This is a genomic window from Arthrobacter sp. P1_H7, assembly GCF_056405215.1.
In genome coordinates this window covers 21213-44356 of record NZ_JBFUCO010000019.1, presented here as the reverse complement: position 1 = coordinate 44356, position 23144 = coordinate 21213, and the positions used below count along the sequence as shown (strand labels likewise).

At 67.6% G+C, this 23144-nt stretch carries 26 protein-coding genes; 21 read left to right on the top strand and 5 right to left on the bottom strand.

The genetic code is table 11. From position 1 onward, the window contains the following. Positions 1–18 precede the first annotated feature (18 nt). The 4 genes from fliW to AC1DXI_RS18090 are packed head-to-tail and all read right to left on the bottom strand — an operon-like array spanning position 19 to position 3257. Positions 19–423 (bottom strand): flagellar assembly protein FliW, encoded by a 405-nt coding sequence (gene fliW, locus AC1DXI_RS18105; protein ID WP_476939759.1) that lies wholly within the window; start codon positions 421–423, stop codon positions 19–21. Further along, entirely contained in the window at positions 420–1343 is a 924-nt protein-coding gene (flgL, locus tag AC1DXI_RS18100) for a flagellar hook-associated protein FlgL (protein ID WP_476939758.1), read from the bottom strand. The genes fliW and flgL overlap by 4 nt, the downstream gene beginning before the upstream one ends. 2 nt (positions 1344–1345) lie before the next feature. Beyond that, positions 1346–2758, bottom strand: coding sequence for a flagellar hook-associated protein FlgK (gene flgK, locus AC1DXI_RS18095; RefSeq protein WP_476939757.1), 1413 nt, complete (start codon positions 2756–2758; stop codon positions 1346–1348). A 10-nt stretch (positions 2759–2768) separates the two neighbouring features. After that, a complete protein-coding gene (locus AC1DXI_RS18090) occupies positions 2769–3257 on the bottom strand; it encodes a flagellar protein FlgN (protein ID WP_018775825.1) in 489 nt (162 codons plus the stop codon). A 293-nt stretch (positions 3258–3550) separates the two neighbouring features. Between AC1DXI_RS18090 and AC1DXI_RS18085 the strand changes: the two genes are divergently transcribed. The 18 genes from AC1DXI_RS18085 (at position 3551) to rox (ending at position 19688) form a co-directional block, all read left to right on the top strand. Further along, a complete protein-coding gene (locus tag AC1DXI_RS18085; protein ID WP_476939756.1) occupies positions 3551–4390 on the top strand; it encodes a flagellin N-terminal helical domain-containing protein in 840 nt (279 codons plus the stop codon). 181 nt (positions 4391–4571) lie between these two features. Continuing rightward, positions 4572–5885: a flagellar filament capping protein FliD gene (gene fliD, locus AC1DXI_RS18080; protein WP_476939755.1), complete on the top strand. Its 1314-nt coding sequence runs from the start codon at positions 4572–4574 to the stop codon at positions 5883–5885. Beyond that, on the top strand, positions 5882–6391 hold the full coding sequence (gene fliS / locus AC1DXI_RS18075; RefSeq protein ID WP_476939754.1) for a flagellar export chaperone FliS: 510 nt from the start codon (positions 5882–5884) through the stop codon (positions 6389–6391). The genes fliD and fliS overlap by 4 nt, the downstream gene beginning before the upstream one ends. Next, the gene (locus tag AC1DXI_RS18070) at positions 6384–6809 is read left to right on the top strand and encodes a hypothetical protein (protein ID WP_476939753.1); all 426 of its coding nucleotides are present in this window, start codon (positions 6384–6386) and stop codon (positions 6807–6809) included. Before fliS ends, AC1DXI_RS18070 begins: the two co-directional genes overlap by 8 nt. Positions 6810–6954: 145 nt before the next feature. Continuing rightward, positions 6955–7296 (top strand): flagellar basal body rod protein FlgB, encoded by a 342-nt coding sequence (gene flgB / locus AC1DXI_RS18065; protein ID WP_476939752.1) that lies wholly within the window; start codon positions 6955–6957, stop codon positions 7294–7296. Continuing rightward, positions 7296–7688 carry a flagellar basal body rod protein FlgC gene (locus AC1DXI_RS18060; RefSeq protein WP_476939751.1) on the top strand — a complete coding sequence of 131 codons (393 nt, stop codon included), beginning with the start codon at positions 7296–7298 and terminating at the stop codon, positions 7686–7688. Before flgB ends, AC1DXI_RS18060 begins: the two co-directional genes overlap by 1 nt. After that, the gene (fliE, locus tag AC1DXI_RS18055; protein ID WP_476939750.1) at positions 7688–7999 is read left to right on the top strand and encodes a flagellar hook-basal body complex protein FliE; all 312 of its coding nucleotides are present in this window, start codon (positions 7688–7690) and stop codon (positions 7997–7999) included. Before AC1DXI_RS18060 ends, fliE begins: the two co-directional genes overlap by 1 nt. After that, on the top strand, positions 7999–9603 hold the full coding sequence (gene fliF, locus AC1DXI_RS18050) for a flagellar basal-body MS-ring/collar protein FliF (protein ID WP_476939749.1): 1605 nt from the start codon (positions 7999–8001) through the stop codon (positions 9601–9603). Before fliE ends, fliF begins: the two co-directional genes overlap by 1 nt. Then, on the top strand, positions 9600–10616 hold the full coding sequence (gene fliG / locus AC1DXI_RS18045) for a flagellar motor switch protein FliG (RefSeq protein WP_018775816.1): 1017 nt from the start codon (positions 9600–9602) through the stop codon (positions 10614–10616). Before fliF ends, fliG begins: the two co-directional genes overlap by 4 nt. Next, positions 10606–11313: a FliH/SctL family protein gene (locus tag AC1DXI_RS18040; RefSeq protein WP_476939748.1), complete on the top strand. Its 708-nt coding sequence runs from the start codon at positions 10606–10608 to the stop codon at positions 11311–11313. Before fliG ends, AC1DXI_RS18040 begins: the two co-directional genes overlap by 11 nt. Next, entirely contained in the window at positions 11310–12638 is a 1329-nt protein-coding gene (locus tag AC1DXI_RS18035; protein ID WP_476939747.1) for a FliI/YscN family ATPase, read from the top strand. Before AC1DXI_RS18040 ends, AC1DXI_RS18035 begins: the two co-directional genes overlap by 4 nt. Continuing rightward, positions 12635–13069 (top strand): flagellar FliJ family protein, encoded by a 435-nt coding sequence (locus AC1DXI_RS18030; protein ID WP_476939746.1) that lies wholly within the window; start codon positions 12635–12637, stop codon positions 13067–13069. The genes AC1DXI_RS18035 and AC1DXI_RS18030 overlap by 4 nt, the downstream gene beginning before the upstream one ends. Then, a complete protein-coding gene (locus tag AC1DXI_RS18025) occupies positions 13066–13779 on the top strand; it encodes a C40 family peptidase (RefSeq protein WP_476939745.1) in 714 nt (237 codons plus the stop codon). The genes AC1DXI_RS18030 and AC1DXI_RS18025 overlap by 4 nt, the downstream gene beginning before the upstream one ends. Beyond that, positions 13776–15857, top strand: coding sequence for a flagellar hook-length control protein FliK (locus AC1DXI_RS18020; protein WP_476939744.1), 2082 nt, complete (start codon positions 13776–13778; stop codon positions 15855–15857). The genes AC1DXI_RS18025 and AC1DXI_RS18020 overlap by 4 nt, the downstream gene beginning before the upstream one ends. A gap of 18 nt (positions 15858–15875) precedes the next feature. Further along, on the top strand, positions 15876–16310 hold the full coding sequence (locus AC1DXI_RS18015) for a flagellar hook assembly protein FlgD (protein WP_476939743.1): 435 nt from the start codon (positions 15876–15878) through the stop codon (positions 16308–16310). 31 nt (positions 16311–16341) lie between these two features. Further along, positions 16342–17508: a flagellar hook protein FlgE gene (locus AC1DXI_RS18010; RefSeq protein WP_018775810.1), complete on the top strand. Its 1167-nt coding sequence runs from the start codon at positions 16342–16344 to the stop codon at positions 17506–17508. 175 nt (positions 17509–17683) lie between these two features. Beyond that, entirely contained in the window at positions 17684–18148 is a 465-nt protein-coding gene (locus AC1DXI_RS18005; RefSeq protein ID WP_476939742.1) for a phage tail protein, read from the top strand. Between the two features lie 79 nt (positions 18149–18227). Beyond that, positions 18228–19688, top strand: coding sequence for a rifampin monooxygenase (rox, locus tag AC1DXI_RS18000; protein WP_476939772.1), 1461 nt, complete (start codon positions 18228–18230; stop codon positions 19686–19688). Positions 19689–19702: 14 nt separating this feature from the next. Here the strand turns inward: rox and AC1DXI_RS17995 are convergent, their stop codons facing one another. Further along, the gene (locus AC1DXI_RS17995) at positions 19703–20869 is read right to left on the bottom strand and encodes a cytochrome P450 (RefSeq protein ID WP_476939741.1); all 1167 of its coding nucleotides are present in this window, start codon (positions 20867–20869) and stop codon (positions 19703–19705) included. Between the two features lie 299 nt (positions 20870–21168). Here AC1DXI_RS17995 and AC1DXI_RS17990 point away from each other — a divergent pair, with 299 nt between their 5' ends. Genes AC1DXI_RS17990 through AC1DXI_RS17980 form a run of 3 tightly spaced genes read left to right on the top strand, consistent with a single transcriptional unit; the run spans position 21169 to position 23104 of the window. Beyond that, the gene (locus AC1DXI_RS17990) at positions 21169–21471 is read left to right on the top strand and encodes a flagellar FlbD family protein (protein ID WP_018775806.1); all 303 of its coding nucleotides are present in this window, start codon (positions 21169–21171) and stop codon (positions 21469–21471) included. A 2-nt stretch (positions 21472–21473) separates the two neighbouring features. Next, positions 21474–22283, top strand: coding sequence for a motility protein A (locus tag AC1DXI_RS17985; protein ID WP_476939740.1), 810 nt, complete (start codon positions 21474–21476; stop codon positions 22281–22283). Next, positions 22280–23104, top strand: coding sequence for an OmpA/MotB family protein (locus AC1DXI_RS17980; protein ID WP_018775804.1), 825 nt, complete (start codon positions 22280–22282; stop codon positions 23102–23104). The genes AC1DXI_RS17985 and AC1DXI_RS17980 overlap by 4 nt, the downstream gene beginning before the upstream one ends. Positions 23105–23144: the final 40 nt, after the last annotated feature.

The following is a 23144-nucleotide window of genomic DNA, read 5'->3' as shown; positions in this document are numbered from 1 at the left end:
CCGTGCCGGGCCGCTTGGCTAGAGCGAGTTGAGCTCGGCCCGGAGCGGGAAGTCGCGGCCGTCCAGCACAAGCTGTGTGCAGCGTCCCGTGGCGCGGTTCAGAACGATCGGAGCCATGAGGTTGACGGTCGTGGAGCCGGGGGAGTGGTTGACCACGACCAGTACCTGGGGGTCCTCCTCCTCGCCGAGTTCCAGGGCCTCCAGCGAGGCTGCCGGGATCGGCGGTGCATAGCTGGGTGCAAACACGGCGGCGTCGGCCAGGAAGAGCCGCACCGGGCTCGAACCTGCCTCCAGGGCGTACAGCCCGGCCGCGCCCTCGACGCTCCGCAGCGTGAAATCGTGCAGCTCCTCGAAGCCCGGCATGGGTGCGGTGAAAGTGAGGGGCAGGCTGGCGACGGGAGTGTCCATGACCGGGGTGCTCACCGCAGGAAGTCCATCAGGGTGGGCTGAAGCACCCGGGCCGTCGCCGCGAGGGCCACCTGGTAGTTGGTTTCCTGAAGCTTCAGGTCCATGATGACGCTGCCGAGATCTGCCTTTTCAATGCCCATCTTCTGTGCATCCAAGGTGGCCTCCAGTTCGGTGTTGACGTTGCCGGCGCGTTCCAGCTGCACCTGCCGTGTTCCTATTTCAGCACGCCCGCTGACGATGTTCTTGAAAGACGCCTGCAGGTTTGTGAGGTTCACAGTGGCATCCTCACCTTTGCGCAGGGACTCGATGGTCTTGGTGACGGCGTCGAAGACGGAGCCGGAGCCGCTGCCGAAGATCGCGGCGCCGTCCGCGTCGACCCGTACTGTTCTGTCGGCACTGATGCGCCGTTCCACTGAACCGCCGGCGACGCCGTTGAAGACCGGGGGAGTCCCGGTGTCACCCGGAACGCTCGGGTCGGCCGGGATGGCCGGGCTGAAGGCCGTGGCCGCGTCAGAACTTCCAGCAAAAATGTTGCGGCCAAGGTGCTTGCTGTTGGCGGTTGACAGCAGATCCTTGTTCAGCCCTTCGAGCTCGACGGCGATCGCGTCCTTGCCCGCCTGGTTGAGCGCCCCGTTGCCGGCCTGGACCGTGAGGTCGAGGATGCGGTTCATGACGTTGGTGGCCTGGCTGAGGGCGGAGTCGGCCGCGTTGAGCCAGCCGGCGCCGTCGTCGATGTTCCTGCCGTACTGGGCGTTGGCGGCGAGCCGTGCGCGCGTATCGAGAGCCTGCGCGGTGGCGGCAGGATCGTCGGAAGGGCGCGAAATCTTGTCCAGCGTGGTGGCCTTTTCCTGCAGCTGGGCCAGCTTGGACTGCTGGGCCTGCAGGGTCCGCTGGGCGGTTGTGCTCATGGTCAGGTTTGTTACCCGGTTCAGCATGTCTACCTTCCTACCAGTCCGGTGCGGTTGATCAGGACGTCCAGGGCTTCGTCCACAGCCGTCATGACGCGGGCCGCGGCCTGGTACGCGTGCTGGTTGGTGAGCAGGCTGACGTTTTCCTCGTCGAGGCTGACGGACGACTGCGAGGCGCGGTTGGACTGCGCGGAGATCTCCGCTGCCGAGCTCAACGCTTCATGCTGCTGGGCGCCGCGTGACTGCACTCCGATCCCGGTGACGATGTTTGCCCAGGCGCTGTCCGGAGACCCCGGCCCAGTGCCAAGCTGTGAGATCTTGTCGGCGAGGCTGCCGTCCAGGTTCCCCGCGCCCGCCACGCCTACCGCGACTTCCGCGGCGGCCTTGGGCACAACGGCGAGGGCGAGGGCGGCGGGGCCCGCGGCCGCCGGGTCAAAAAAGTTGCCCGATGAAGTACCGTCAGACGTCCGTCCGCCGAAGTGGAGGGCGTTGACCGCGTCCCGCAGGTCGCCGGCGAACTTGTTCAGTGACTGCGCGGCCGAATCGATGGCGCCGCCGTTCGCGGCAGGGGCCAGGACGGACAACGCGCCGGCGATTTCCCCGTCGGCGACGGCGATTGCCGCGCCCGGACGGTCCGCCCACTCAAGCTGCACGGCTGTGCCGAGCTTGTCCGCAGTCTGGCTTCCGGAGAGGGCGAGGGCCCGGACGGAGCTGCCCATGACGAGGGCGTTTCCGCCGACGTGGACGTTCACGGTGCCGTCGGCCTGTTCCTTGACGGTGCCGCCGGTCAGCCGGGAGATGGTCTCGGTGAGCTTGGCCCGGGCGTCGATCAGCTCGTTGGCGGATCCGCCTGCGGCGAGGGTTGAGCGGATGCTGGTGTTGAAGGCGGCCACCTGCGTGGCGGCGGCATTGACGGCGTCCACGGCGCCTTGGGCCTGGCCACGGACGCTGCTCCACTGGTCCTCGAGGGAGCGGTAGGAAGAGGAGACCTTGGTGGCGAGGTCGCTGCCGGCCTGCAGGACCAGTCCCTTGGCGGCGGAGTCGTTGGGCTGGTTGGCGGCGCCTTGCCAGGCCGACCAGAAGCCCTGGAGCGCGGTGGAGATGCCGTTTTCGCCGGGTTCCTGCAGGATGCCTTCGATCCCCTGGAGCGCCGAAGACCGGGCGCTGGCGTAGCCGGACTGGGCCGCCGTCGACCGGACGCCCGAGTCAAGGAAGCTGCTGCCCAAGCGTGCGATGCCGTCCACGGAGACGCCGTTCCCGGCCTCGGGGCGGCCCGAGCCGAACAGGCCCTGCGCGGGCGCCACGATTGACGACTGCTGGACGCGCTGCCGGGTGTAACCCTCGGTGGCGGCGTTGGCAATGTTCTGCCCGGCCACGTTCATGCCCTGCTGGGCGGCGGTCAAGCCACGGTAGGCGGTGTTCAGGGCGCCGAAGGTACTCATGGTCGCTTCCTTAGAATTGCTTGTCGAAAATACGCGAGGCTGCAGTTTCCCCGGTCTTGCCCTGGGCGTCATAGGTGCCGGCCGCAGCGGTGGGCCGCAGATCGGCGAGGGATTCCTGGGTGGAACGGACTGCGGTGCGCAGGTACTGCTCGTTGGAGTCGCGCAGTTCCTTGATCAGTGTCGTTTGGTGGGTCAACGCCGTCAGATGAGCCGTGAGGATCTCGGACCAGGCGCCTTCCGGCGCGGCAGCGGCGAGTTCGCCGAGGGACGCGTCAGTGGGCAGCCCCCAGGTTTCGGCCACGACGGCGGCTTCGATTGTGCGGGCGAGGCTCGCCTTGGAGAGGTGTTCCAGGACCTGCTCGACTTCCTTGGTGCCGTGGGGCAGCCAGCGGGATTTCCCGGCGGTGAGCAGCAACTGCTCTTCCTCCAGCTTGAAGGTGAGAACGTCCAGGAGTTCACGCTCCCGCCACAGCAGGGCTGAAAGTTCGTGGATGGCCATGGTCCGGACGGCTCCCTCATGTGTGAATGGTGCAGATGACTGGTGCGGTGGTGCCGGGGCGTCGATTTCATCGTGCGGACGATTCAGCCTTCAGCAGGGTTCGTAGAAACTATCGGCAGGGGTGCGCGATCCGTTAGCGGCAATAAGGCTGATAACAGTCAGGAGCAGCCCGGGCGTTGAACTGAAAAACTCTTTTGGAATCTTCCTTACGTGTGCTGGCCAAACGGCGATAACTACTCCTGAAGGCCCACGGATGGGCCATCGCACATCGTCCCAATCATGGAGGAAACATCATGGGAATGCAGATCAACACCAACCTGGCTGCGAACAACGCGTACCGCAACCTCAGCAACACTCAGAACGACCTGTCCAAGTCGCTGGAAAAGCTTTCCAGCGGCCTGCGCATCAACCGCGCATCTGATGACGCTGCCGGCCTGGCAATCTCCGAAGGCCTGAAGTCCCAGGTCAACGGCATGGGAGTTGCTGCCCGCAACGCCCAGGACGGCATCAGCGTCATCCAGACGGCTGAAGGATCTCTCACCGAGGTTCACTCGATCTTGCAGCGAGTTCGTGACCTGGCTGTTCAGGCGGGTAACGACTCCAACAACACTGAATCGCGTGCGGCTATCGCCACGGAAGTGACCGCTTTGGGTGCCGAGCTGACTCGTATCTCAGCTTCGACAAATTTCAACGGGACAAAGCTGCTGGACAACGCGGCCTCAACCACGCCGATGACTTTCCAGGTTGGGGCGGGAAGCACTGCTGCTGACCAGATCTCAGTGAACCTGAAAGATGTCGCGGCAGTGGGAACCACGATCTCAGGCCTGGCAGCGACTGGATTCAACAGCGCTGCGAATGCCCTGACCACCATCGCGGCCATTGATACGGAAATCGTGGGCGTCTCCACGGCCCGGGCTTCCCTCGGTGCCGATCAGAACCGCTTCGAGAGTGTCATCAAGAACCTGCAGGTCTCCAAGGAGAACCTGTCGGCTGCCAACTCCAGTATTCGCGATACGGACATGGCGGAGGAAATGGTTAAGTTCACCAAGTCCAACATCCTGTCCCAGGCCGGTACCGCGATGCTGGCCCAGGCCAACCAGTCCGGCCAGGGTGTTCTCCAGCTCCTGCGCTAGTCCGGTTCATGCAGTCTGGTAGTCCAGGAATGAGTCTGCCACCCTGATCGGACGAAGAAACACCCCCGATCATCAAGCTGCGGAAGGGCCGGACGATGGCAAAAAACCATCGTCCGGTCCTTCCGCGCAGCTCCTGAAGCGCGAATATCCAGCAACAACCCGACAGCAAGGAGTGGCAGCGATGGGAATCTCCCTGGACGGGCTAGCCAGCGGGCTCGACACCACGGCCCTGATCGGCTCCCTCATGCAGGTCGAAGCGATCCCGCAGACTCAGCTGAAGGACAAGTCGTATGAGATTCAGTCCATGGTTTCGGCACTTCAGAGCCTGAACAGTAAGGTTGCTGCGCTCGCGAGCCAGGCCACGGCCGCGGCCAAGCCGGGTGCCCTTGAGCTCTACTCCGCGACAACGAACAGCGACAAAGTCGCAGTCAGCACCACCGCCGCGGCGAAGGCCGGCTCGATCGATTTCACTGTTACTAAACTGGCCCAGACCCAAGTCACCGTCTCCGAACCGGTGGCGGCGTGGCCCTACACCACCATGACAGTCACCAGCGGCGGCACGTCCGTGGTCATTTCCCCGCTGACCAGCTCCCTGGACGACGTCGTCGCAGCAGTCAACAAGGCCGATGCAGGTGTCACGGCCAGCAAAGTCGCCGTCGGCGGCGGCGACTACCGCCTCCAATTTTCGGCTACCAAGCCCGGCGCCGCCAGTGCCTTCACCATTACCGACCCGGGAACCGCGTTCACTGATGTCAAAGCTGCACAGGACGCGGAAATCGCACTCTGGCCCGGCACCAGCGCTGCCCAGGTAGTAAAGTCGTCGACCAACACCTTCACCGAGCTGTTGCCCGGCGTTTCCGTTGCTGCCAAGGAAGTAACTGCTACTCCCGTAACGCTCACCGTGGGCCGTGACGACGCTGGCATCACGAAGCTCGCCTCGGACCTGATAGCCGGGGTGAATGGCGTTCTTTCCCTTGTGGCAAGCAAGAGCGCCGTGAGCAACTCCGGCGGCGCCGCGACCACCGCGGGTGTCTTTGCTGGAGACAGCACGGTGCGCTCGGTGAACCTGAGCATCCTCTCTTCGGCGTCGCTCCCAGTGGGCACCCCGCCGCGATCGCCGTCGGAGATCGGCATCAGCATCACGAAGGCTGGCACGATGGAGTTCGACGGCACCAAGTTCGCAGCGGCCCTCGCCGCCGATCCTGCCGGCACTGCCGCCAAGGTGCAGGAACTTGCCGGGCGCATCGCCTCCGCCGCTACGGCCGCGTCGGATAAATACACCGGCACGCTGACCACCAAGATCACTGGCCAGCAGTCCGAAGTCCAGGATCTTACCAACCGCGTCAGCGACTGGGACACCCGGCTTGAATCGCGCAAGGCAACTCTTCAACGGACCTATTCAGGCCTGGAAGTGGCACTTAGTGGCATGAAGGCCCAGCAGGCCTGGCTGTCCTCCCAACTCGCAGGACTCTCTTCAGGAAGCTCTTCATCATGACTCTGACCTCCTTCGGCGGCGGTTACGGCAATGCCGGCCAGCGGAATCAGTACCTCGCGGATTCGGTCCTGTCAGCCCCGCCCGCGCGCCTGCTCACCATGCTCTACGACCGGCTCCTGCTGGATCTGGGCCGGGCCGAAACCGCGCAGCAGGCAGCCGACTGGACCACCGCATCGGAAAACCTGCTGCACGCCCAGGCCATCGTGTCCGAGCTCTCCTCCTCACTGAAGGTCGACGCGTGGGACGGGGCCAACGGCCTGCTGGGGGTCTACAACTACGTCTCCACGGCACTGATCAACGCGAATATCCAGCGCGACGCGGCCCTGACCCGCGAAGCGATCGAACTCTTGGAACCCCTGCGGCAGACCTGGCATGAGGCCGCCGCCGCTGTCCCCGTGCCCGCAGCCCCCGCGGCGTTTCCCTCCGCAGCTCCAGCCGGATTCCCGGCGGCAGGCGCCTGGAACACCGGGCCCGGAACAGGCAGCGGGAGTCTCGGCTTTGGCTGAACAGGCTGACTCGGAATCCGGCCTCGGGGGAGCCGGATCCAACAACGCCCGATCACCCCTTTCCGGCAAGATCCCTGAAGACACCACTCTGGCCGCCTGGATGGCTGTGCTGGACGTGCTCGAAATGGCGGTGCAGTCCGCCGAGCGTACCTTGAAGGATCCGTTGGGCCCGCTCGCCGTCCCTGCGGGATCGGTGGCGGAACCCCGGCCGGAAAAGCGCTGGTCTCCGCCGTCGATGACCGGGCCGTTGCCGGCGACCGCACGGCGCCGCGCCGTCGCCCTGGCAGCCGCCCAGGAACGCGTTGCCCTCCGGCTGGAAGAGGCGCGGCTGGGAGTCGCCCGGCAGCTGCAGGCGGTATCGTCCGTGCCCGGCGTGGGGGAGTCCGCCGGGGCCCTGTACCTGGATGTCAACGGCTAGGAATCCCGGGTTCCAAAACATCTGAAATCCTCTCCTGATTTCGCCTAACGCGGCGCTGAGCAGTGCCGATAACCACTGTAAGAGCACGGATCGCTCGATTACCGGCCACGGATCGGCCACCCCCACCTTTCCCAGGCAGGACTCTGTGCTCGAATCCGTGACTTCCGCCGCCCTGGCCAGCGCCATGGACGGGCTGGCACTGCGCCAGCGGACCATCGCGAACAACATCGCGAACGTCAACACGCCGAATTACCACGCGAAGCGCGTCAGCTTCGAGGACGCCCTGGCAGCGTCGATGCAGTCCGGAAGCGGCCGTGTCCAGGCAACCACGGCGGAATCCCTGGAGCCCACCCAGCTGAACGGCAACAACGTCAACCTGGACACCGAGACCCTGTCCAACATCGACACCGTGCTGCGGTTCCAGTTCGCCGCCCGCGCCGTCAACACCGAATTCACCGCCGTGCGCTCCGCCCTGAGGACCAGCTGATGACCTTCGACGCAATCGGCATCGCCGGCTCCGCCCTAACCGTCCACCGCAAGTGGCTCGATGCCGTCTCAGACAACCTCGCCAACATGAACAACGCCTCCGCCACGTCCGGCCCCGCCTTCCAGGCCCGGTACGTTGAGGCCGCAGAGGGCTCGAAGGGCTCGGGCGTGTACGTCAAGAGCACCCAGCTCGGCAACGCCGAGGGCAGGATCGTCTACCAGCCGGACCACCCGCTGGCGGACGCCAACGGCAACGTGAAGTACCCGGACATCGACATGGCCGAACAGATGGGTGCGCTCATCATTGCCCAGCGCGGCTACCAGGCCAACGCGCAGGTGGTGGATCGCGCCCGCGAGACCTACATGGCCGCCCTTGAGATTGGACGCTCCTAATGACTGTCGCCCCCATCGCCCCCGTCCAGGGCGTCCTGCCGACAAACTATGTGACAGGCGCCGGAGCGGCCCCCGTTGCCGGCACTGACGGCTCCGCCTTTGCCACTTCCCTCACCGGCGCGGTGGATAACCTCCAGCAGCTGCAGTCGACGTCGAACCAGCTGGCTGTCTCCGCCGTAACCGGCAACCTGGATGACATCCACAACGCCACGCTTGCCGCGACCCGCGCCCAGGTGACGCTCGAGCTCATGGCCACCGTACGCAACAAGGGCGTTGACGCGTTCAACGAGATCATGAGGATGCAGGCCTGATGCCTCCGCAGATTACCGCTTTCTTCCAGCGCTTCGGCGCGGGCCTGAAGAGCTTCACCGCCGGCCAGCGCACCATCGCCGTGATTGGCGCCGCCCTGCTGGTGGTCGGCATTGTGGCCCTGTCCGCCTGGTTTACCCGCCCCGTGCTGACCCCGCTGTTCTCCGGCCTCCAGACCACCGACGCCAACGGCATCGTCGAACAGCTCCGCAAGGACAACGTTCCGTACGAGCTCAGCGACGGCGGATCCACCATCCTGGTGCCGCAGGACAAGGTCTATGACGAGCGCCTCAAGGCAGCGGCCGCGGGCCTGCCGACTGCCGCCGCCACCGGGTACTCCCTGCTGGACAAGATGGGCGTGACGTCCTCGGAGTTCCAGCAGTCCGTCACCTACAAGCGCGCCCTCGAAGGCGAACTCGCGAGCACCATCTCCGCCATGGACGGCGTGAAGACCGCCGCCGTCCGGCTCGCCATCCCCGAGAAGACAGTGTTTGTGTCCAAGGCCCCGGACACCACCGCCTCGGTGTTCATCGCGACCGACGCCGGCGCCACCCTGTCCAGCGACAGGGTGCAGGCAATCGTCCACCTGACCTCCGCCGCCATCGAAAACCTCAAGCCCTCCAACGTCTCCGTGGTCGATTCCCAGGGCAACGTGCTCTCCACCGTCGGCGGCGGCACCGCGGGATCGTCCACCAAGCAGGCCAGCGACTACCAGCAACGCACCTCCGACGCCGTCCGGGCCGTCCTGGACCGTGTGGTGGGCCCGGGCAACTCCACGGTCGCCGTTGCCGCCGACGTGACGGGCGAATCGGCCCAGCAGAAGAGCGAGACCTTCTCCAACGCCGAGGGTGCCCTGCCGCTCAGTGAATCGTCCAAGACCGAGACATACACCGGAACCGGGGGAGGCGCCGCGGGCGTCCTCGGCCCGGACAACATCGCTGTTCCCGGCGGCACGAGCGGCAACGGCAACTTCGATTCCTCCACCGAGACCAAGAACAACGCGGTCAACAAGGTCACCGAGGACCGGGTCATCCCGGCCGGTGCCATCAAGCGGCAGACCATTTCCGTCGCCGTCAGCCAGGCCGCCGCCGGCGGCCTGAACCTGGCCTCGCTGAAGAACCTCGTCACCTCCGCTGCCGGGGCCGACACCGCGCGCGGCGATGTCGTCACGGTCGAGGTTGTGCCGTTCAGCACCGCAGCCGCCGACGACGCCGCCAAGGCGCTCGCCGAGGCCCAGGCCAACGCCGAAGCCGAAAAGCAGGCCGCGTTCTTCGGAACCCTCGTCACCGCAGGCAGCATCCTGCTCGGCCTGCTGATCCTGGCCCTGGTGGTCACGATCATCCTGCGGCGCCGCCAGAAGCGCGAGCCCGTGGACCTCGGCGAACGCCTGGACCTGGAGATCATGCCGGTGGCCCCTCCCGTGGTGGCCCTTCCGCCGGCGACGTCGGCGATCCCGATCACCGCCCTGCCCCCGCTTCCGGGCCCGAGCACCGAACAGCTGGAATCCGAGCGCCGCCGGTTTGAAATCGACAACATGGTCGCCGCAAACCCGGAACGGGCCGCCGACTACCTGCGCAGCCTCATGGATGACAGGCAACCGGCATGAAAGCAACCGATACGCCCCTGACCGGCACCCAGCGCGCCGCCGTCGTCCTGATGCAGATGAGCCCCGAGAACGCCGCCAAGGTCATGGCCCAGCTCACGGACACCGAGGCGGAGGAGATTGCCGGGGAGATCGTCAAGCTCCGGAAGGTGGACTCTGACGTCACCGAGCAGATCATGAAGGACTTCCACCAGGCCGCGCTGACAACCACGCGCCAGGCCCGGGGCGGGCGGGAACTCGCCGAGGGACTGCTGGAGGCCTCCTTCGGCTCCGAAAAGGCCGCCGGGCTCATCAACCGCCTGACCGTCAACATGGCCGGCAAGTCCTTCGAGTTCCTCGAGGACATCGAACCCGTGCAGATCCTGGCCCTGATCGACGGCGAACTGCCGCAGACCATCGCCCTGGTCCTCGCCCACCTCAGCCCGCGCAAGGCATCGGCCGTGATGTCCGGGCTGCCCGGCTCGCTGCGGGCCGACGTCGCCCTCAGCATCGCCACCATGGGATCCGGCGCGCCTGAGGCGATCGGGATTGTCGCCGACACCCTCAAACTCCGCGGCGGCGCCGCCGTATCCCAGCAGGCCTCGAAGGTGGTGGGCGGCATCCAGCCGCTGCTGGAGATCATCAACCGGACCGACGCCGGCACGGAAAGATCCGTGCTGGACGGCCTGGACCTGCTCGATCCCGACCTCGCGGTGGAGATCCGGGCCCAGATGGTGACGTTCGACGACATCGTGAAGCTGGAACGCCGCGACGTGCAGCTGGTGCTGCGCGGACTCGACGCGGCCGTCCTGGCGATGGCGATGAAGGGCGCCTCCGAGCCGGTCCTGGAAACCATCACCACGAACGTCTCCGGGCGCAACCTGGAAATCCTCGAATCCGAGATCGCCGCCCTGGGACCGCTGCGGGCCTCGCAGATCGAAGAGGCCCGTGCCGCCGTCGTCCGGTCCATCCGCGAACTCGAGGCCGAAGGCCAGATCACCATCCAGCGCGGGGACGAAGAAGACTATGTCTACTGACAACGCCCCGGCGCGCGTCGTCTTCCCGTCGCTGCGGGCCAACGGCCCGGCCGCCGAGCAGGCCGGCTACACCGAAGGCCACGCCGCGGGCTACGCCGCCGGGGTGCGCGCCGCCGCGAAGGAACAGCGCCGTTGGCGGGACCGGATGTCCGCCGAACAGGCTGCCTCCCTGGCCGCCGGACAGCAGGACCTGGACCGTGCCGTGCGCGCCCTCGCCGTCGCCAGGACAGACTTTGCGCACCGCAACGTGCAGGCGCTGCAGGATGCCGAAGAAATCCTGGCCCGCACGGCGCTGGAACTGGCCGAGGCGATCCTCGGCTACGAACTGGCCGAAGGCACCCGGACCGCCCGGGCCGCCCCGGCCCGGGCCCTCTCCGGGAATGACTCCGCCACGGTGCTGGCAATCCGGCTGCACCCGGCGGACATCGACGTCCTCAGCCGGGAAGACCAGGAACTGCCCGCCGGTCTGCCGCTCATCGCGGACCCCTCCCTCGGCCGCGGCGACGCGAAGGTCGAATACCAGCAGGGCTGGTTCGACGCCAGCCTCCGCACAGCCCTGGGGCGTGCCCGCACGGCACTGCTGGGAGAGGCAGCGTCGGCAGAAGCCCTGCCGGGAGACGCCTTGTTGGGAGACATAGAGCTGGGAGAGTCCGGCCACGCAGAATTCGACGCCGGCGCCTACCGGGGCCAGGCATGATCGCCGAGTGGCGGCCCAAGGGCGCCGACTATGCCGCCGCGCTGGCCGCGGCCGCCCCGCAACGGGTCGGCGTCGTCACCTCAGTTATCGGGCTGGGCCTGGAAGTGTCGGGTCTGGACTGCGCCCTGGGTGACCTCGTGACCGTGGGAGAGAATCCGGGCCTCGACGCCGAAGTCGTCGCGGCGCTGGACGGCTCCGTGCGCTGCATGCCGCTGGGCCGGCTGGCCGGCGTGGCTGCCGGTGACCCGGTGCGCGCCAAAGGCAGCGCGGTATTGGTTCCCACCGGGCGGGGCCTGTTCGGCCGGGTCCTGGACGGCCTGGGACGCCCGATCGACGGCAAGGGTCCGCTGCTCAGCGGGCCGCGCGTGCCGATCGACAACGAGGCACCGAACGCCATGAAACGCGCCCGCATCGACACCGCGCTGCAGACCGGCGTGCGCGTCCTGGACACCATGACCACGCTCGGGAAGGGCCAGCGCATGGGCCTGTTTGCCGGCTCCGGCGTCGGCAAATCCTCCCTGCTCTCGATGATCGCCCGCGGTACCGACGCCGAGGTCTCGGTGATCGCCCTCGTTGGCGAACGCGGCCGCGAAGTCCGCGAGTTCCTCGAAGACGACCTCGGCGCCGCCGGCCTGGCCCGCTCCGTGGTGGTGGTCGCCACCTCCGACGAACCCGCCCTCATGCGCATGCGCGCAGCCTTCACCGCCACCCGCATCGCCGAGTCCTTCCGCGACCAGGGCCAGGATGTGGTCCTCATGATGGACTCCCTGACCCGGGTGGCCATGGCGCAGCGCGAGATTGGCCTCTCGGCCGGCGAGCCCCCTGCCACCCGCGGCTACCCGCCGTCGACCTTTTCCATCCTGGCGCGGCTGCTGGAGCGCGCCGGCACGGCCGAAACCGGCTCCGTCACCGGCATCTACACCGTGCTCGTGGACGGCGATGACCACAACGAGCCCATCGCCGACGCCGCCCGTTCCATCCTGGACGGCCACGTGGTGCTGGACCGCAAACTCGCCGTCACCGGGCACTTCCCGTCCGTGGACGTGCTCGGATCCGTGTCCCGGGTGGCCAGCAAGGTCAATTCCCGGCCACACCTCGACGCCGCCGCCACACTCCGCCGGGTCCTCGCGGCCCGCAAGGCGGCACAGGACCTGATCGACGTCGGCGCCTACCAGACCGGGACCAACCCACTGGTGGACGCAGCGCTGAACCACGAGCACGCCGTCAGCGGATTCCTCCAGCAGCCGATGGACGAATCCACGGCCCACCCCGAGTCCTGGCAACGGCTCGGCCACCTCACTTCGATCCTGGGAGCAGCAGCATGAACCGCGAATTCTCACTGGCCGGCCTCCTGCGCCTTCGCCAGCTCCAGCAGGACCAGGCGGCAACCGGGCTGGCGCGCGCCCGCTCACGTTCCAGCTCCGTCCGGGTCCGCGAAGCCGCCGCCCGCCGCGAACTTGCCGCCGCGGATGACCCCATCTCCAGCTCGGCCTCCCTGCGCGCCGTCGCCGCGGCCCGGTCATCCGCGCACAGCATGCTCGCGGATCTGCAAAACCTCACCCACCTGGCCGAGGCCGACGAAGCCAACGCCCGCGCCGAGTTCATCGCGGCCCGCACGCGGTCCGTGGGCCTGGAAAAACTGCAGGCCCGGCACGACGCCGAGGTCAACTCCGCGGACCTGCGCGCCGAACAGTCGGCCCTGGACGAGATTGCCTCGACGCTCTGGCACCGCGATGAGCAGCAGGTGAAGCCATGAGCATGACGGAGGCGATCAGTCGGATGCAGGGCATCCAGTCGATGATCGCGGAATTGAGCCGCCCCGCGGCCACGGAAACCAGCGCCGCCGCGGCCAAGGCTGCGGCTGCGACCTCGCTCGCGACCGCAACCGGCACCGGCGACTCCGCCACGTTCACCCAGGCACTGGCCGCGGCACTGGGCGGCAGCGGCGCAACAGACGCCGCCTCCCTTACGGACAGCCTCGGCCTGGGCACCTCACTGGGCACCTCATTGGGTCTTGGCGGTACGACGGCGGCCGGGACCGCCGCGCTGACCGGCGCCCAGGCAGCCGGATCCGTACACACCGGTGGGGCCGCGACGGGCAATGACGTGGTGGCCGTGGCGAAGAAGTACATCGGTGTTCCCTATGTGTGGGGCGGCACCAATCCGGCCACCGGCATGGACTGCTCCGGCTTCACCCAGCGGGTCTTCAAGGACCTCGGCGTGGAGCTTCCCCGCGTGGTGAGCGACCAGATGCGCCAGGGCACCCCGGTGGCGTCCCTCGCCGAGGCGAAACCCGGGGACCTCCTGGTGAGCTTCGGCGGCAACCACATTTCCATCTACCTGGGCAACGGAAAGGCGATCGACGCGCCCGTGCCCGGCAAGACCGTCCAGATCCGCGATGCCTGGGAGCAGCAGTCCAACCTGACCTCCATCCGGCGCATCGTTCCCGCAGGGGCGGCATCATGAAGGCGGCATCGACGGAGCTTGCGGCCGCGCTGGCGGCGCCGGTCCGGGCGGCCCGGCCGGGCACGGACCCGCGGCCCGGCAGCGACAACGGAAACACAGCCGCCGCGACTTTCGACTCGGTCCTCAACGACGTCCAGGGCGCAGCAGGCAACAGCACCGCGGCAGAGCCCGGCGCCGCTAAGGCCGTGCCGGCGGCCGACGACGCGGCGGCCGAAACGCCGCAACACGACGGCGGCACGGACGGTGCTTCGCTGACCGGCACCGCTGCGACCCCTGCTCCGCCGGCCGACGCCGCTTCCGCGGCCGCACCGGGGACCGACGCCGCTTCGTCCGGCGGCGCGGGCCTCGCGGCCCAGTACGCCCCAGGCCAGTACGGCACGGCCGAATTCCCGCCGGCCCAGTACGGCACTGCCGAATTCCCGCCGGCCCAGTACGGCACTGCCGAATTCCCGCCGGCCCAGTACGGCACTGCCGAATTCCCGCCGGCCCAGTACGTCCCGTTTGGGCAGCTTGGCCAGATTGCGCAACTTGGTCAGGTTGCGTTGCCCGGACAGTCGGCACCTGCCGTTGCCCCGGCGTCGGACAGCAACGACGGCTCCCGCACTGCCGCACCGGCCGCCAATCCGTCCGCGACCTCGGCGGTTCTTCCCGACGAAGTGCCGGCCGCCGCTGCGCGCACCCTACCCGCCGCTGCGCAGGCCCCGGCCTCCGCGACCCCGGGATTGGCCGCCTGGCGGCGCCAGACTCCGGCCGCCGTCCCCGCTGCGACCATGCCGGACGGTAAGCCGAGCGCCGTTGTGGCCTCGCAGACCGCGGGCGCAGACGCCTTTACCGACACATCCGACGGGTCCAATGCAGCCGCCGTCCGGACTCGGCAGGATCCTGCCCTGACGGCTGCACCCGTCAATGCCGTGAACACCGCACCGGCTACTGTTGCCGCAGCGCCGCTGTCCTCGGTACCGCCCAAGGCTGCACCGGCAGGGCAAACCCCGGCAGCGCCGGTGCAGGCCACCGCCACAGCGTCGGCCGCGTCGGCAGCACCGAGCGGGGCAGCGGCGGCACAGTCCGCATCGGGACTTGGTCCCGTGCTTGGCGCTTCGCCGGCGGCCACCGCCGCGGCCGTGCCCGCGCCCGCGCCCGCGCTCAACGACGTGGGCGTCGCCGCCGTCGCCGCGTCCGCGCCCGGACAAGCGCCGTCGGCGCCGACCCCCTCGCCCGGTACTGCCCCGTCCAGCAGCGCCCAGGCCGGCACCACACCCTCCGGCACCACACCCTCCGGCAGCACGTCTCCCGCAGCCGCATCCACACCGGCAGCCACACTGGCACCCGCACCCGCACCCGCACCCGCACCCGCTCCGGCGCACGTCGGTGTCCTGGCGGACCCCGTCGCGGCACCCATGCCCAACGCCGCACAGGCTCCGTCCGATCCGGAAAGCGGAGCCCCTGCGGCCGCCGCAATACCCGTCCAGCAAACTGTGGCGGCGGCAACCGTGGCCCAGGCCGTGCCCCTGCCGGCTGCCCAGATTGCTGCGCAGCCGGCGTTCCAGTCGGCGTCCACGCCGGCACCCCAAGCCGCGGCACCCCTCCAGCCCCAGCTGGCCAAACCGCTTTTCACCCTCGTGGGGGCACCCCATGGCCAGCACATCATGACGCTCAAGGTCAGCCCGGAAGATCTCGGTCCGCTGACGGTCCGGGCCCAGATCGACGCCGCGGGCGTGCGGATTGAGCTATTCGCCCCGGGGGAGGCAGGACGTGAAGCGGTCCGCGGAATCCTGCCCGAACTCCGCAGGGAACTCCACGGCGCCGGATTCGGGGCCAGCCTTGACCTCTCCGATCACAGCGGCCCCGGGTTCGGACAGCACGGTGCCCAGCACGGCACGGGCCAGGACCGGGCCGGTACCGGCGGCCAGTTCGCCGCCGGCCGGGACCCCGGCGGCAGCGGCTCCGGCCCGGGCGGCCGGAACGGGCAGGCCGAGCCGCGGCCCGGAAACCGCTGGGATGCGCTGGCCGATGATCAAGCCATCCGCACCGCCAGGCTGTTGAACGGCCCCCAGACCACCCTCGACATTCTTGTCTGACACGAAGGAACGCGACTTATGACGATTCAGCCGATCGCATCCCAGCCGGTAACGGCGGCGGGGGAGGCCACCCAGGCTTCTGCCGTGCGGACACCCTCGCAGACCATGGATGCCAACGTGTTCATGTCCCTGCTCGTGACGCAGCTCAAGAACCAGAACCCGAGCGCGCCCATGGACACCAACCAGATGATGAGCCAGACCCTCCAGCTCTCCATGATGGAAAAAATGACTGAACTGACCACCAACAGCAAGGAGGGTTTCTCCCTCCAGATGCGGACGGCGGCGGCCCAGCTGATCGGACACTCGGTCGGCTACACCCTCGCGGACGGCACCACCGGGACCGGCGTCGCCAGTTCCGTCAGCTATTCGGGATCGGTCCCGTCCGTCACGATCGGCGATCTTTCCGTTCCCCTCGACTCCATCACCGGGCTCACTGCTCCGGCCGCTTCCTAACCACTTCTTCACCCGTAGAAAGGCAGTTCCCATGCTCCGCTCGCTGTACTCCGGAATCTCGGGCCTCCGCGCCCACCAGACCATGCTGGACGTCACCGGCAACAACATCGCCAACGTCAACACCGCCGGTTTCAAGGCCTCCTCCACCCAGTTCCAGGACACCCTGTCCCAGTTGCAGCAGGGCGCCACCGGCCCGCAGGCTGAGACCGGCGGCAGCAACCCCGCCCAGATCGGTCTCGGCGTCCGGGTTGCCGGTGTCACCACCAACTTCTCCCAGGGCTCTTCGCAGAGCACCGGCCGGGCCACCGACCTGATGATTTCCGGCGACGGCTTCTTCGTCACCAGCAAGGGCGGCAGCCAGCTCTTCACCCGCGCCGGCGCGTTCAGCCCGGACGCAGCCAACCAGCTGGTAAGCCCCGACGGCGGCATCCTCCAGGGCTGGACCGCCACCAACGGTGTGATCAACGCGGGTGGCCCCGTCGGCGACATCACGCTGAACCCCAACACCATGGTGGCCAAGAAGACCGACACGGTGACGCTGGACGGAAACCTGCCCAGCGACGCCGTCGACGGCACCAAGCTGGACCGCCTCGTCAAGGTTTACGACGCCGCCGGCACGGAACGCAGCGTCTCAATGACTTTCACCAAGGCCGGAAGCACCTGGAACATCGCCGCTGACGACAACGGCACCACAGCCACCGGATCCGTGACCTACACGAACGGCAAGCCCACCGCCGGCGGCAACTTCACCGTCAACGGCATCACCATCGACGTCTCCAAGGTCTCCGGCTACGCTGCCATGAGCTCGCTGACCATCAGCGGCCAGAACGGTGCCCCCGTCGGCAAGCTCGAGTCCTACACGCTGGGCAGCGACGGCTCCCTGATCGGGTCGTTCAGCAACGGCATCAAGCAGGTCCTCGCCAAGATCGCCCTCGCCAAGTTCACGAACCCGGGCGGCCTTGAGAAGGCCGGCGGCTCCTCTTACGTTGCGACCGGCAACTCCGGCGGAGTGCAGCTCGGTGCTGCGGGCGATCCCGGCCTTGGCAGCCTGACCGGCGGCTCGCTGGAAATGTCGAACGTGGACCTGTCCCAGGAATTCACCAACCTGATCGTTGCCCAGCGCGGCTTCCAAGCCAACGCCCGCATCATCACCACCTCGGATGAGGTCCTCCAGGAACTGACCCAGCTCAAGCGCTGATCAGGGAAGTCTTGATTGCCCCTTAACGATTCGGGGGACAGCTTTGGGTTTCAGGTACGGCCGGACCCGGAGCTGTCTCCTTGGATCACACCCTAAAAGGGCACGTACGTTCCGTCGTCCTTGCAACACGTCATGGCGTTAGCATTGGTCCCAACACGTCTGTCCAGGAGGGCACATGCCGTACATCGTTGACTTCGAGACCGTTTCTACTGTCGGATTGGAAGCGTCTCCGGTCGCCGAGGCCCTCGCCGGGTTGCGCGCCAACGAGGCCCGCTATTACCGGAATAAGTACGGCCACGTCTTCACAGTGAGCCCTGCAAGCGAAGTTCCTGACGTGGTTGACCGGGTGAGCCGGATCCTCCGGGACGAACGTGACATCGTGATCGGATCCAACCCGCTGGAAGCGACCGCCTTCGAAGTCGACGGTTTGCGGATGGCCTACGTTTTCTACGAATCGGGACTGTCGGTCAACGCCATGTACAGCATCGAGGGCGGCGGGAAGAGAGCGGTCGGGTTCAAACTTGCCGACGGCATGGAAATTCCGGAGGAATTGGCGCCCCGATTCAAGTTCGCCCGCCAAAAATCGAAGCTGGCGGGCGTTATCCGCGGCTCCTACTTCGTGATCAAGGGCGAGTACTGATCGGGCTCACCCCCGCATTTGAGGGTGCGGGACGCAGCCGGGCAATCCGGTAAGTGAGTTTCTGGGATTGGGGTTCCATATTTTCGACGTGATCATTAGCGGCGGTGGCCCGACGGGGATGATGCTGGCCAGCGAGTTGCGGCTGCACGACGTGGACGTGCTCGTGCTGGAGAGGGACGCGGAGCCGAGCCCGGCGGTCCGCTCGCTCGGCCTGCACCCGCGCAGCATCGAGATCATGGACCAGCTCGGGCTGCTGGACCGGTTCCTCGCCCACGGGCAGCAGTATCCCGGCGGCGTCGGACGCTTCGCCGGGATCGACAAGCCTCCGCCGGCAAACCTGGACACCGCACACGGCTACGTCCTTGGCATCCCCCAGCCGGTCACCGATCGCCTGCTGGCCGAGCGCGCCGGGGAGCTCGGCGCACAGATCCGCCGCGGCTGCGAGGTGACAGGGGTCGAGCAGGACCAGGACGCGGTGAGCGTCGAGCTCGCTGACGGCTCACGGCTGCGCTCGCGCTGGCTGGTCGGCTGCGACGGCGGACGCAGCCTGGTGCGCAGACTGCTCGGCATCGGCTTCCCCGGCGAGCCGGCCACGACCGAGTGGCTCCTGGGCGAGGTGGAGGTGACCGCGCCGCCGGACGAGCTGGCCAAGGTAGCGGACGAGGTGCGCAAGACCCACAAGGGGTTCGGCATCGGTCCCGCCGGAAACGGCCTGTACCGCGCCGTCGTGCCCGCGACGGCCGTGGCCGAAGACCGCTCCGTGCCGCCGACCCTGGAGGAGTTCCGGACGCAGCTGCGGGCGTTCACGGGCACCGACTTCGGCGTCCACTCACCACGCTCCCTGTCCCGTTTCGGCGACGCCACCCGGCTTGCCGAACGATACCGGGTGGGCCGGGTTCTTCTCGCCGGCGACGCGGCGCACGTCCACCCGCCGCTGGGAGGGCAGGGACTGAACCTCGGCATCCAGGACGCCTTCAACCTCGGCTGGAAGCTGGCCGCCGAGCTCAACGGGTGGGCACCGGACGGGCTGCTGGACAGCTACTACGCCGAGCGTCACCCGGTCGCCGAGAGCGTGCTGACCGTCACCCGCGCCCAGAGCGAGCTGCTGTCCACCGAGCCCGGCCCGCAGGCCGTGCGCCGGCTGCTGACCGAGCTGATGGACTTCGAGGACGTCAGCCGTTTCCTGGCCGAGAAGATCACCGCGATCGGGATCCGCTACGACTTCGGCGAAGGACCCGAGCTGCTCGGCAGACGACTGCGCGACATCCCTCTGTCGCGGGGCCGTCTCTACGAGCTCACCCGCAAAGGCCGCGGACTCCTGCTGGACCAGACCGGCGAACTCTCCGTCACAGGATGGGCGGATCGGATCGACCACGTCGCGGACGTCAGCGCGGAACTGGACGCGCCCGCGGTCCTGCTCCGACCGGACGGCCACGTCGCATGGATCGGCGCGGACCAGAACGACCTGGTCCACCACCTGCCGACATGGTTCGGGGCCGCCCTCGAGGGCGCTGAAGACAGTCACGATCGCCGCCCCTGACGCCGCGCTCGGCGTCAGGCAGCCTGCCAGGTCACGGGGAGCTGTTTCGCCCCGTAGACGATCATGCTTTCCATCCGCTCCAACTGCGCGTCGGGTTCTACCGCCAGTCCCGGCAGCCGTGAGAGCACGGCCTCCAGCGCGATCCTGGCCTCCAGCCGTGCCAGGGGCGCCCCGAGGCAGAAATGGATGCCCTGCCCGAAGGCGAGGTGACGGTTGGGTGAGCGTTCGACGTCGAACTCGTCCGGGCGCGGGAACTGCTCCCCGTCGCGGTTCGCCGAGCCGATCCAGGCGATGATCGGCGAGCCTGCCGGAATGGTGCGGCCGCGCACGGTCGCGTCGACGGCTGAGAGCCGGTACATGGACTGGACGGGGGAGCGGTAGCGCAGCACCTCTTCGATGGCGTGCGGGAGCAGGGCAGGCTCGGCGACGAGGCGTTCCGCCGTGCCCGGCGATTCGGTGAAGCACAGCACCGCATTGCCGATCAGGTTGGTGGTGGTCTCGTTTCCGGCCACGAGCAGCAGGCTGCAGAATCCCAGCAACTCGATGGGACTAAGTTTCTGCCCGTCGATCTCGGCTGCGAGGAGCGCACTGATCAGATCATTGCCCGGCCGGTGCCGCCGCTCCTCGATCATGCCCATGAAGTACTCCGCCATTTCCCGGTTGGCTGCCGTGTGGACGGACTCATCGGCGCCCGGGCGGGTTTGGCTCACGATCACGTCGGACCACTGCTTGAACCGGTCCCGGTCTGAGGACGGAATGCCCATGAGCTCGGCGATCACGATCACCGGAAGCGGATAGGCGAGCTGTTCGATCAGGTCGGTGGCGCCGCCGGCAACCACCGGGTCCAGCAACTCGTTGGTCAGTTCCGAGATGCGCGGGGCGAGCGCTTCGACTGCCCGCGGCGTGAACGCCTGCGTCACGAGCGAACGCAGCTGGCGGTGCCGCGGCGGGTCCGTGTTGACCAAACTGGCGGCGAAGAGCTGGCCCGTTTCGGAGGGGTTGTCCCCGCCGATCCGGGAAGAAAACGTGGCGTGCTCGGACAGGACCCGCTGCACGTCGTCATAGCGGAACACGTGCCACACGCCGGTCTCCTGGTCCTGGAAAACGGGTTCACTGTCCCGCATGGCTGCGTAGCGGGGAAACGGGTTCAACGGCTGCTCAAAATCCGGAAATGGCGCCATGGCTGGCCTTCCTGATGAGGCGGGCGGCCGTCGTTTCCTGGCACTGGACCAACTGCAAGGGACGGATGCACCAGAGCGGTCTGCAACAGAGCAGGCGTCCAACGGGGCGGGCCGGGTGGCCCCGTCAGCTCCCACCCTAATACCGGGCGGCGGCCTTGGCACGGGGAATCTTGCCGCGGCGGCCGCGCCGCGGAACCGGCACCCTGCCACAGCGCCTGACGACGGCGCCTAACGAAGGGGCCCGGCCTGCCGACAGTACGGAGGAGAACACCCTTCCCCTCACAGAGCAGAATCGGCCCATGATCGTCGTCACACGCCTCAACGGAACGCGCTTCGCGGTCAATCCGGACCTCATTGAACGCATCCACGAGAGCCCGGATACGCACTTGGTGACGCTCGACGGCGCCGCCTATGTGGTGCTCGAAAGCCTCGCCGAAGTGGTCGAGCTCATCGCGGAGTACCGGGCGTACATCCTGAGCAAAGCCCGGGACTTTCCGGCCATCACCGGCTATCCGCTCAGCCTGGTCCGGACTGAAGACCCGGACGACGACCCCTACGACGACGGCGCCGGCCCCACGGCGCCTGCACAACCCAGAAAGTAACGATGGATCCCGCAACAGTCATCGGACTGCTCCTCGCCTTCGGCTCCGTTATCGCCATGGTGTCGCTCGAGGGCGCCAGCCTGTCGGCGTTGCTCCTCCCGGCCCCCATGATCCTGGTCTTCGGCGCCACGCTCGCCGTCGGGATCGCCGGAAACACCCTCAAAGACGTCGTCCAGGCCTTCAAAGCCCTCCCCAAGATGTTCCTCGGCAAAACCGCCAAGCCGCAGGAAAGCATTGACCAGATGGTCCGCTTCGCCGAAAAGGCCCGCAGCGAGGGCCTGCTGTCCCTCGAAGAGGAAGCAGCCAGCGTCAAGGACCCCTTCCTGGCCCGTGCCCTGCAGAACATCGCCGACGGCACCGACGCCGAAGACCTCCGGATGCTCATGGAGGACGAGATCGACTCCAAATCCCGGAGCGATCACGCCAACTCCAAATTCTTCGCGAGCCTCGGCGGATACGCCCCCACCGTGGGCATCATCGGCACCGTGGTGTCCCTGACCCACGTCCTGGAAAACCTGTCCACACCGGACCACCTCGGCCCAATGATCGCGGCAGCCTTCGTCGCCACCCTGTGGGGCCTGCTGTCCGCCAACTTCATCTGGCTTCCCTTCAGCGCCCGGATGGCCCGGCTCTCGGAACTGGACATCGAACGGATGACGCTGCTCATGGAAGGCATGCTGTCGGTCCAGTCCGGCGCCCAGCCGCTTCTGCTGGCCGAACGGCTCCGCGCTATGGTCCCCGAGCACCAGCTCAAGAGCTCCGGCAAGAAGGCCGGCGCTGAGAAGTCCGACAGGATGGACGAGGCCGCGTGAGCCCCAGGCGGCGCGGGCGGAAGAAGCCGGAAGAACACCACGTCGACGAACGCTGGATGGCGTCCTACATGGACATGGTCACCGTGCTGATGTGCATGTTCATCGTCCTCTTCGCGATGTCCACGGTGGACGCCAACAAGTTTGAAAAACTCCGCAACTCCCTGGCCACGGGATTCGGCGCGGTCGCGACGGAAACGGTGGACACGGCGTCGGGCACAGTGGTGCCGCCGGAACTCGTGAAAGAGGACCTTGAAGCGTTCGCCGCCGTCAAGGGCGCGGCCACCGCATCCCCCGAGAACATGGCTGAAGCGATCAAGGAAGTGGACAAGCTCAAGGCGCTGCAGCAGAAGATGCAGGCCGGCCTGGCGGCCGCCGGCCTGAGCGAGAACGTCGAGTTCCAGATCGACCAGCGCGGCCTGACGGTCAAACTCGTCGGATCGCAGGCATTCTTCGAACCGGACCGGCCCGAGCTCACCTCACGGGCCTCCCGGGTGCTGCAGGTCATCTCACCGGTGCTCAAGCCGGCTGGCATGGAAATCATGGTCGAGGGCCATGCCGCGAACGGCATCACGGCCTACCCCTCGACGTGGGAACTGTCCTCGGCGCGCGCCGTCAACGTCCTGCGGTACATGGTGGACCGCGGCGGCATAGCCCCCGGCACCATCGGTGCCGTCGCGTTCGGTTCCGCCCGCCAGGTCAACGACGACTCCACACCGGCGCTGATGGAGCGGAACCGCCGGGTGGACATCGTGGTCGTTTCCGACAAGCCCGACGTCGTCCGGGCACTGATTCCGGAGGCCTTGAAACTCAGCGAGAAATAGCCGTTCCCGGCTAGGGCGGGTTGCCGCGTGTTCCGTCTGC

Excerpts from the sequence above, each read along its gene's own strand:
- fliD (WP_476939755.1), top strand. The coding sequence starts at position 4,572 with ATGGGAATCTCCCTGGACGGGCTAGCCAGCGGGCTCGACACCACGGCC.
- AC1DXI_RS18090 (WP_018775825.1), bottom strand. The coding sequence starts at position 3,257 with ATGGCCATCCACGAACTTTCAGCCCTGCTGTGGCGGGAGCGTGAACTC.
- AC1DXI_RS17990 (WP_018775806.1), top strand. The coding sequence starts at position 21,169 with ATGATCGTCGTCACACGCCTCAACGGAACGCGCTTCGCGGTCAATCCG.
- AC1DXI_RS18020 (WP_476939744.1), top strand. The coding sequence starts at position 13,776 with ATGAAGGCGGCATCGACGGAGCTTGCGGCCGCGCTGGCGGCGCCGGTC.
- AC1DXI_RS17985 (WP_476939740.1), top strand. The coding sequence starts at position 21,474 with ATGGATCCCGCAACAGTCATCGGACTGCTCCTCGCCTTCGGCTCCGTT.
- AC1DXI_RS18005 (WP_476939742.1), top strand. The coding sequence starts at position 17,684 with ATGCCGTACATCGTTGACTTCGAGACCGTTTCTACTGTCGGATTGGAA.
- AC1DXI_RS18060 (WP_476939751.1), top strand. The coding sequence starts at position 7,296 with ATGACCTTCGACGCAATCGGCATCGCCGGCTCCGCCCTAACCGTCCAC.
- flgK (WP_476939757.1), bottom strand. The coding sequence starts at position 2,758 with ATGAGTACCTTCGGCGCCCTGAACACCGCCTACCGTGGCTTGACCGCC.
- AC1DXI_RS18010 (WP_018775810.1), top strand. The coding sequence starts at position 16,342 with ATGCTCCGCTCGCTGTACTCCGGAATCTCGGGCCTCCGCGCCCACCAG.
- AC1DXI_RS17995 (WP_476939741.1), bottom strand. The coding sequence starts at position 20,869 with ATGGCGCCATTTCCGGATTTTGAGCAGCCGTTGAACCCGTTTCCCCGC.
- fliE (WP_476939750.1), top strand. The coding sequence starts at position 7,688 with ATGACTGTCGCCCCCATCGCCCCCGTCCAGGGCGTCCTGCCGACAAAC.
- AC1DXI_RS18040 (WP_476939748.1), top strand. The coding sequence starts at position 10,606 with ATGTCTACTGACAACGCCCCGGCGCGCGTCGTCTTCCCGTCGCTGCGG.
- fliF (WP_476939749.1), top strand. The coding sequence starts at position 7,999 with ATGCCTCCGCAGATTACCGCTTTCTTCCAGCGCTTCGGCGCGGGCCTG.
- AC1DXI_RS18015 (WP_476939743.1), top strand. The coding sequence starts at position 15,876 with ATGACGATTCAGCCGATCGCATCCCAGCCGGTAACGGCGGCGGGGGAG.
- AC1DXI_RS18025 (WP_476939745.1), top strand. The coding sequence starts at position 13,066 with ATGAGCATGACGGAGGCGATCAGTCGGATGCAGGGCATCCAGTCGATG.
- fliS (WP_476939754.1), top strand. The coding sequence starts at position 5,882 with ATGACTCTGACCTCCTTCGGCGGCGGTTACGGCAATGCCGGCCAGCGG.
- AC1DXI_RS18035 (WP_476939747.1), top strand. The coding sequence starts at position 11,310 with ATGATCGCCGAGTGGCGGCCCAAGGGCGCCGACTATGCCGCCGCGCTG.
- flgL (WP_476939758.1), bottom strand. The coding sequence starts at position 1,343 with ATGCTGAACCGGGTAACAAACCTGACCATGAGCACAACCGCCCAGCGG.
- AC1DXI_RS18085 (WP_476939756.1), top strand. The coding sequence starts at position 3,551 with ATGGGAATGCAGATCAACACCAACCTGGCTGCGAACAACGCGTACCGC.
- AC1DXI_RS18030 (WP_476939746.1), top strand. The coding sequence starts at position 12,635 with ATGAACCGCGAATTCTCACTGGCCGGCCTCCTGCGCCTTCGCCAGCTC.
- fliG (WP_018775816.1), top strand. The coding sequence starts at position 9,600 with ATGAAAGCAACCGATACGCCCCTGACCGGCACCCAGCGCGCCGCCGTC.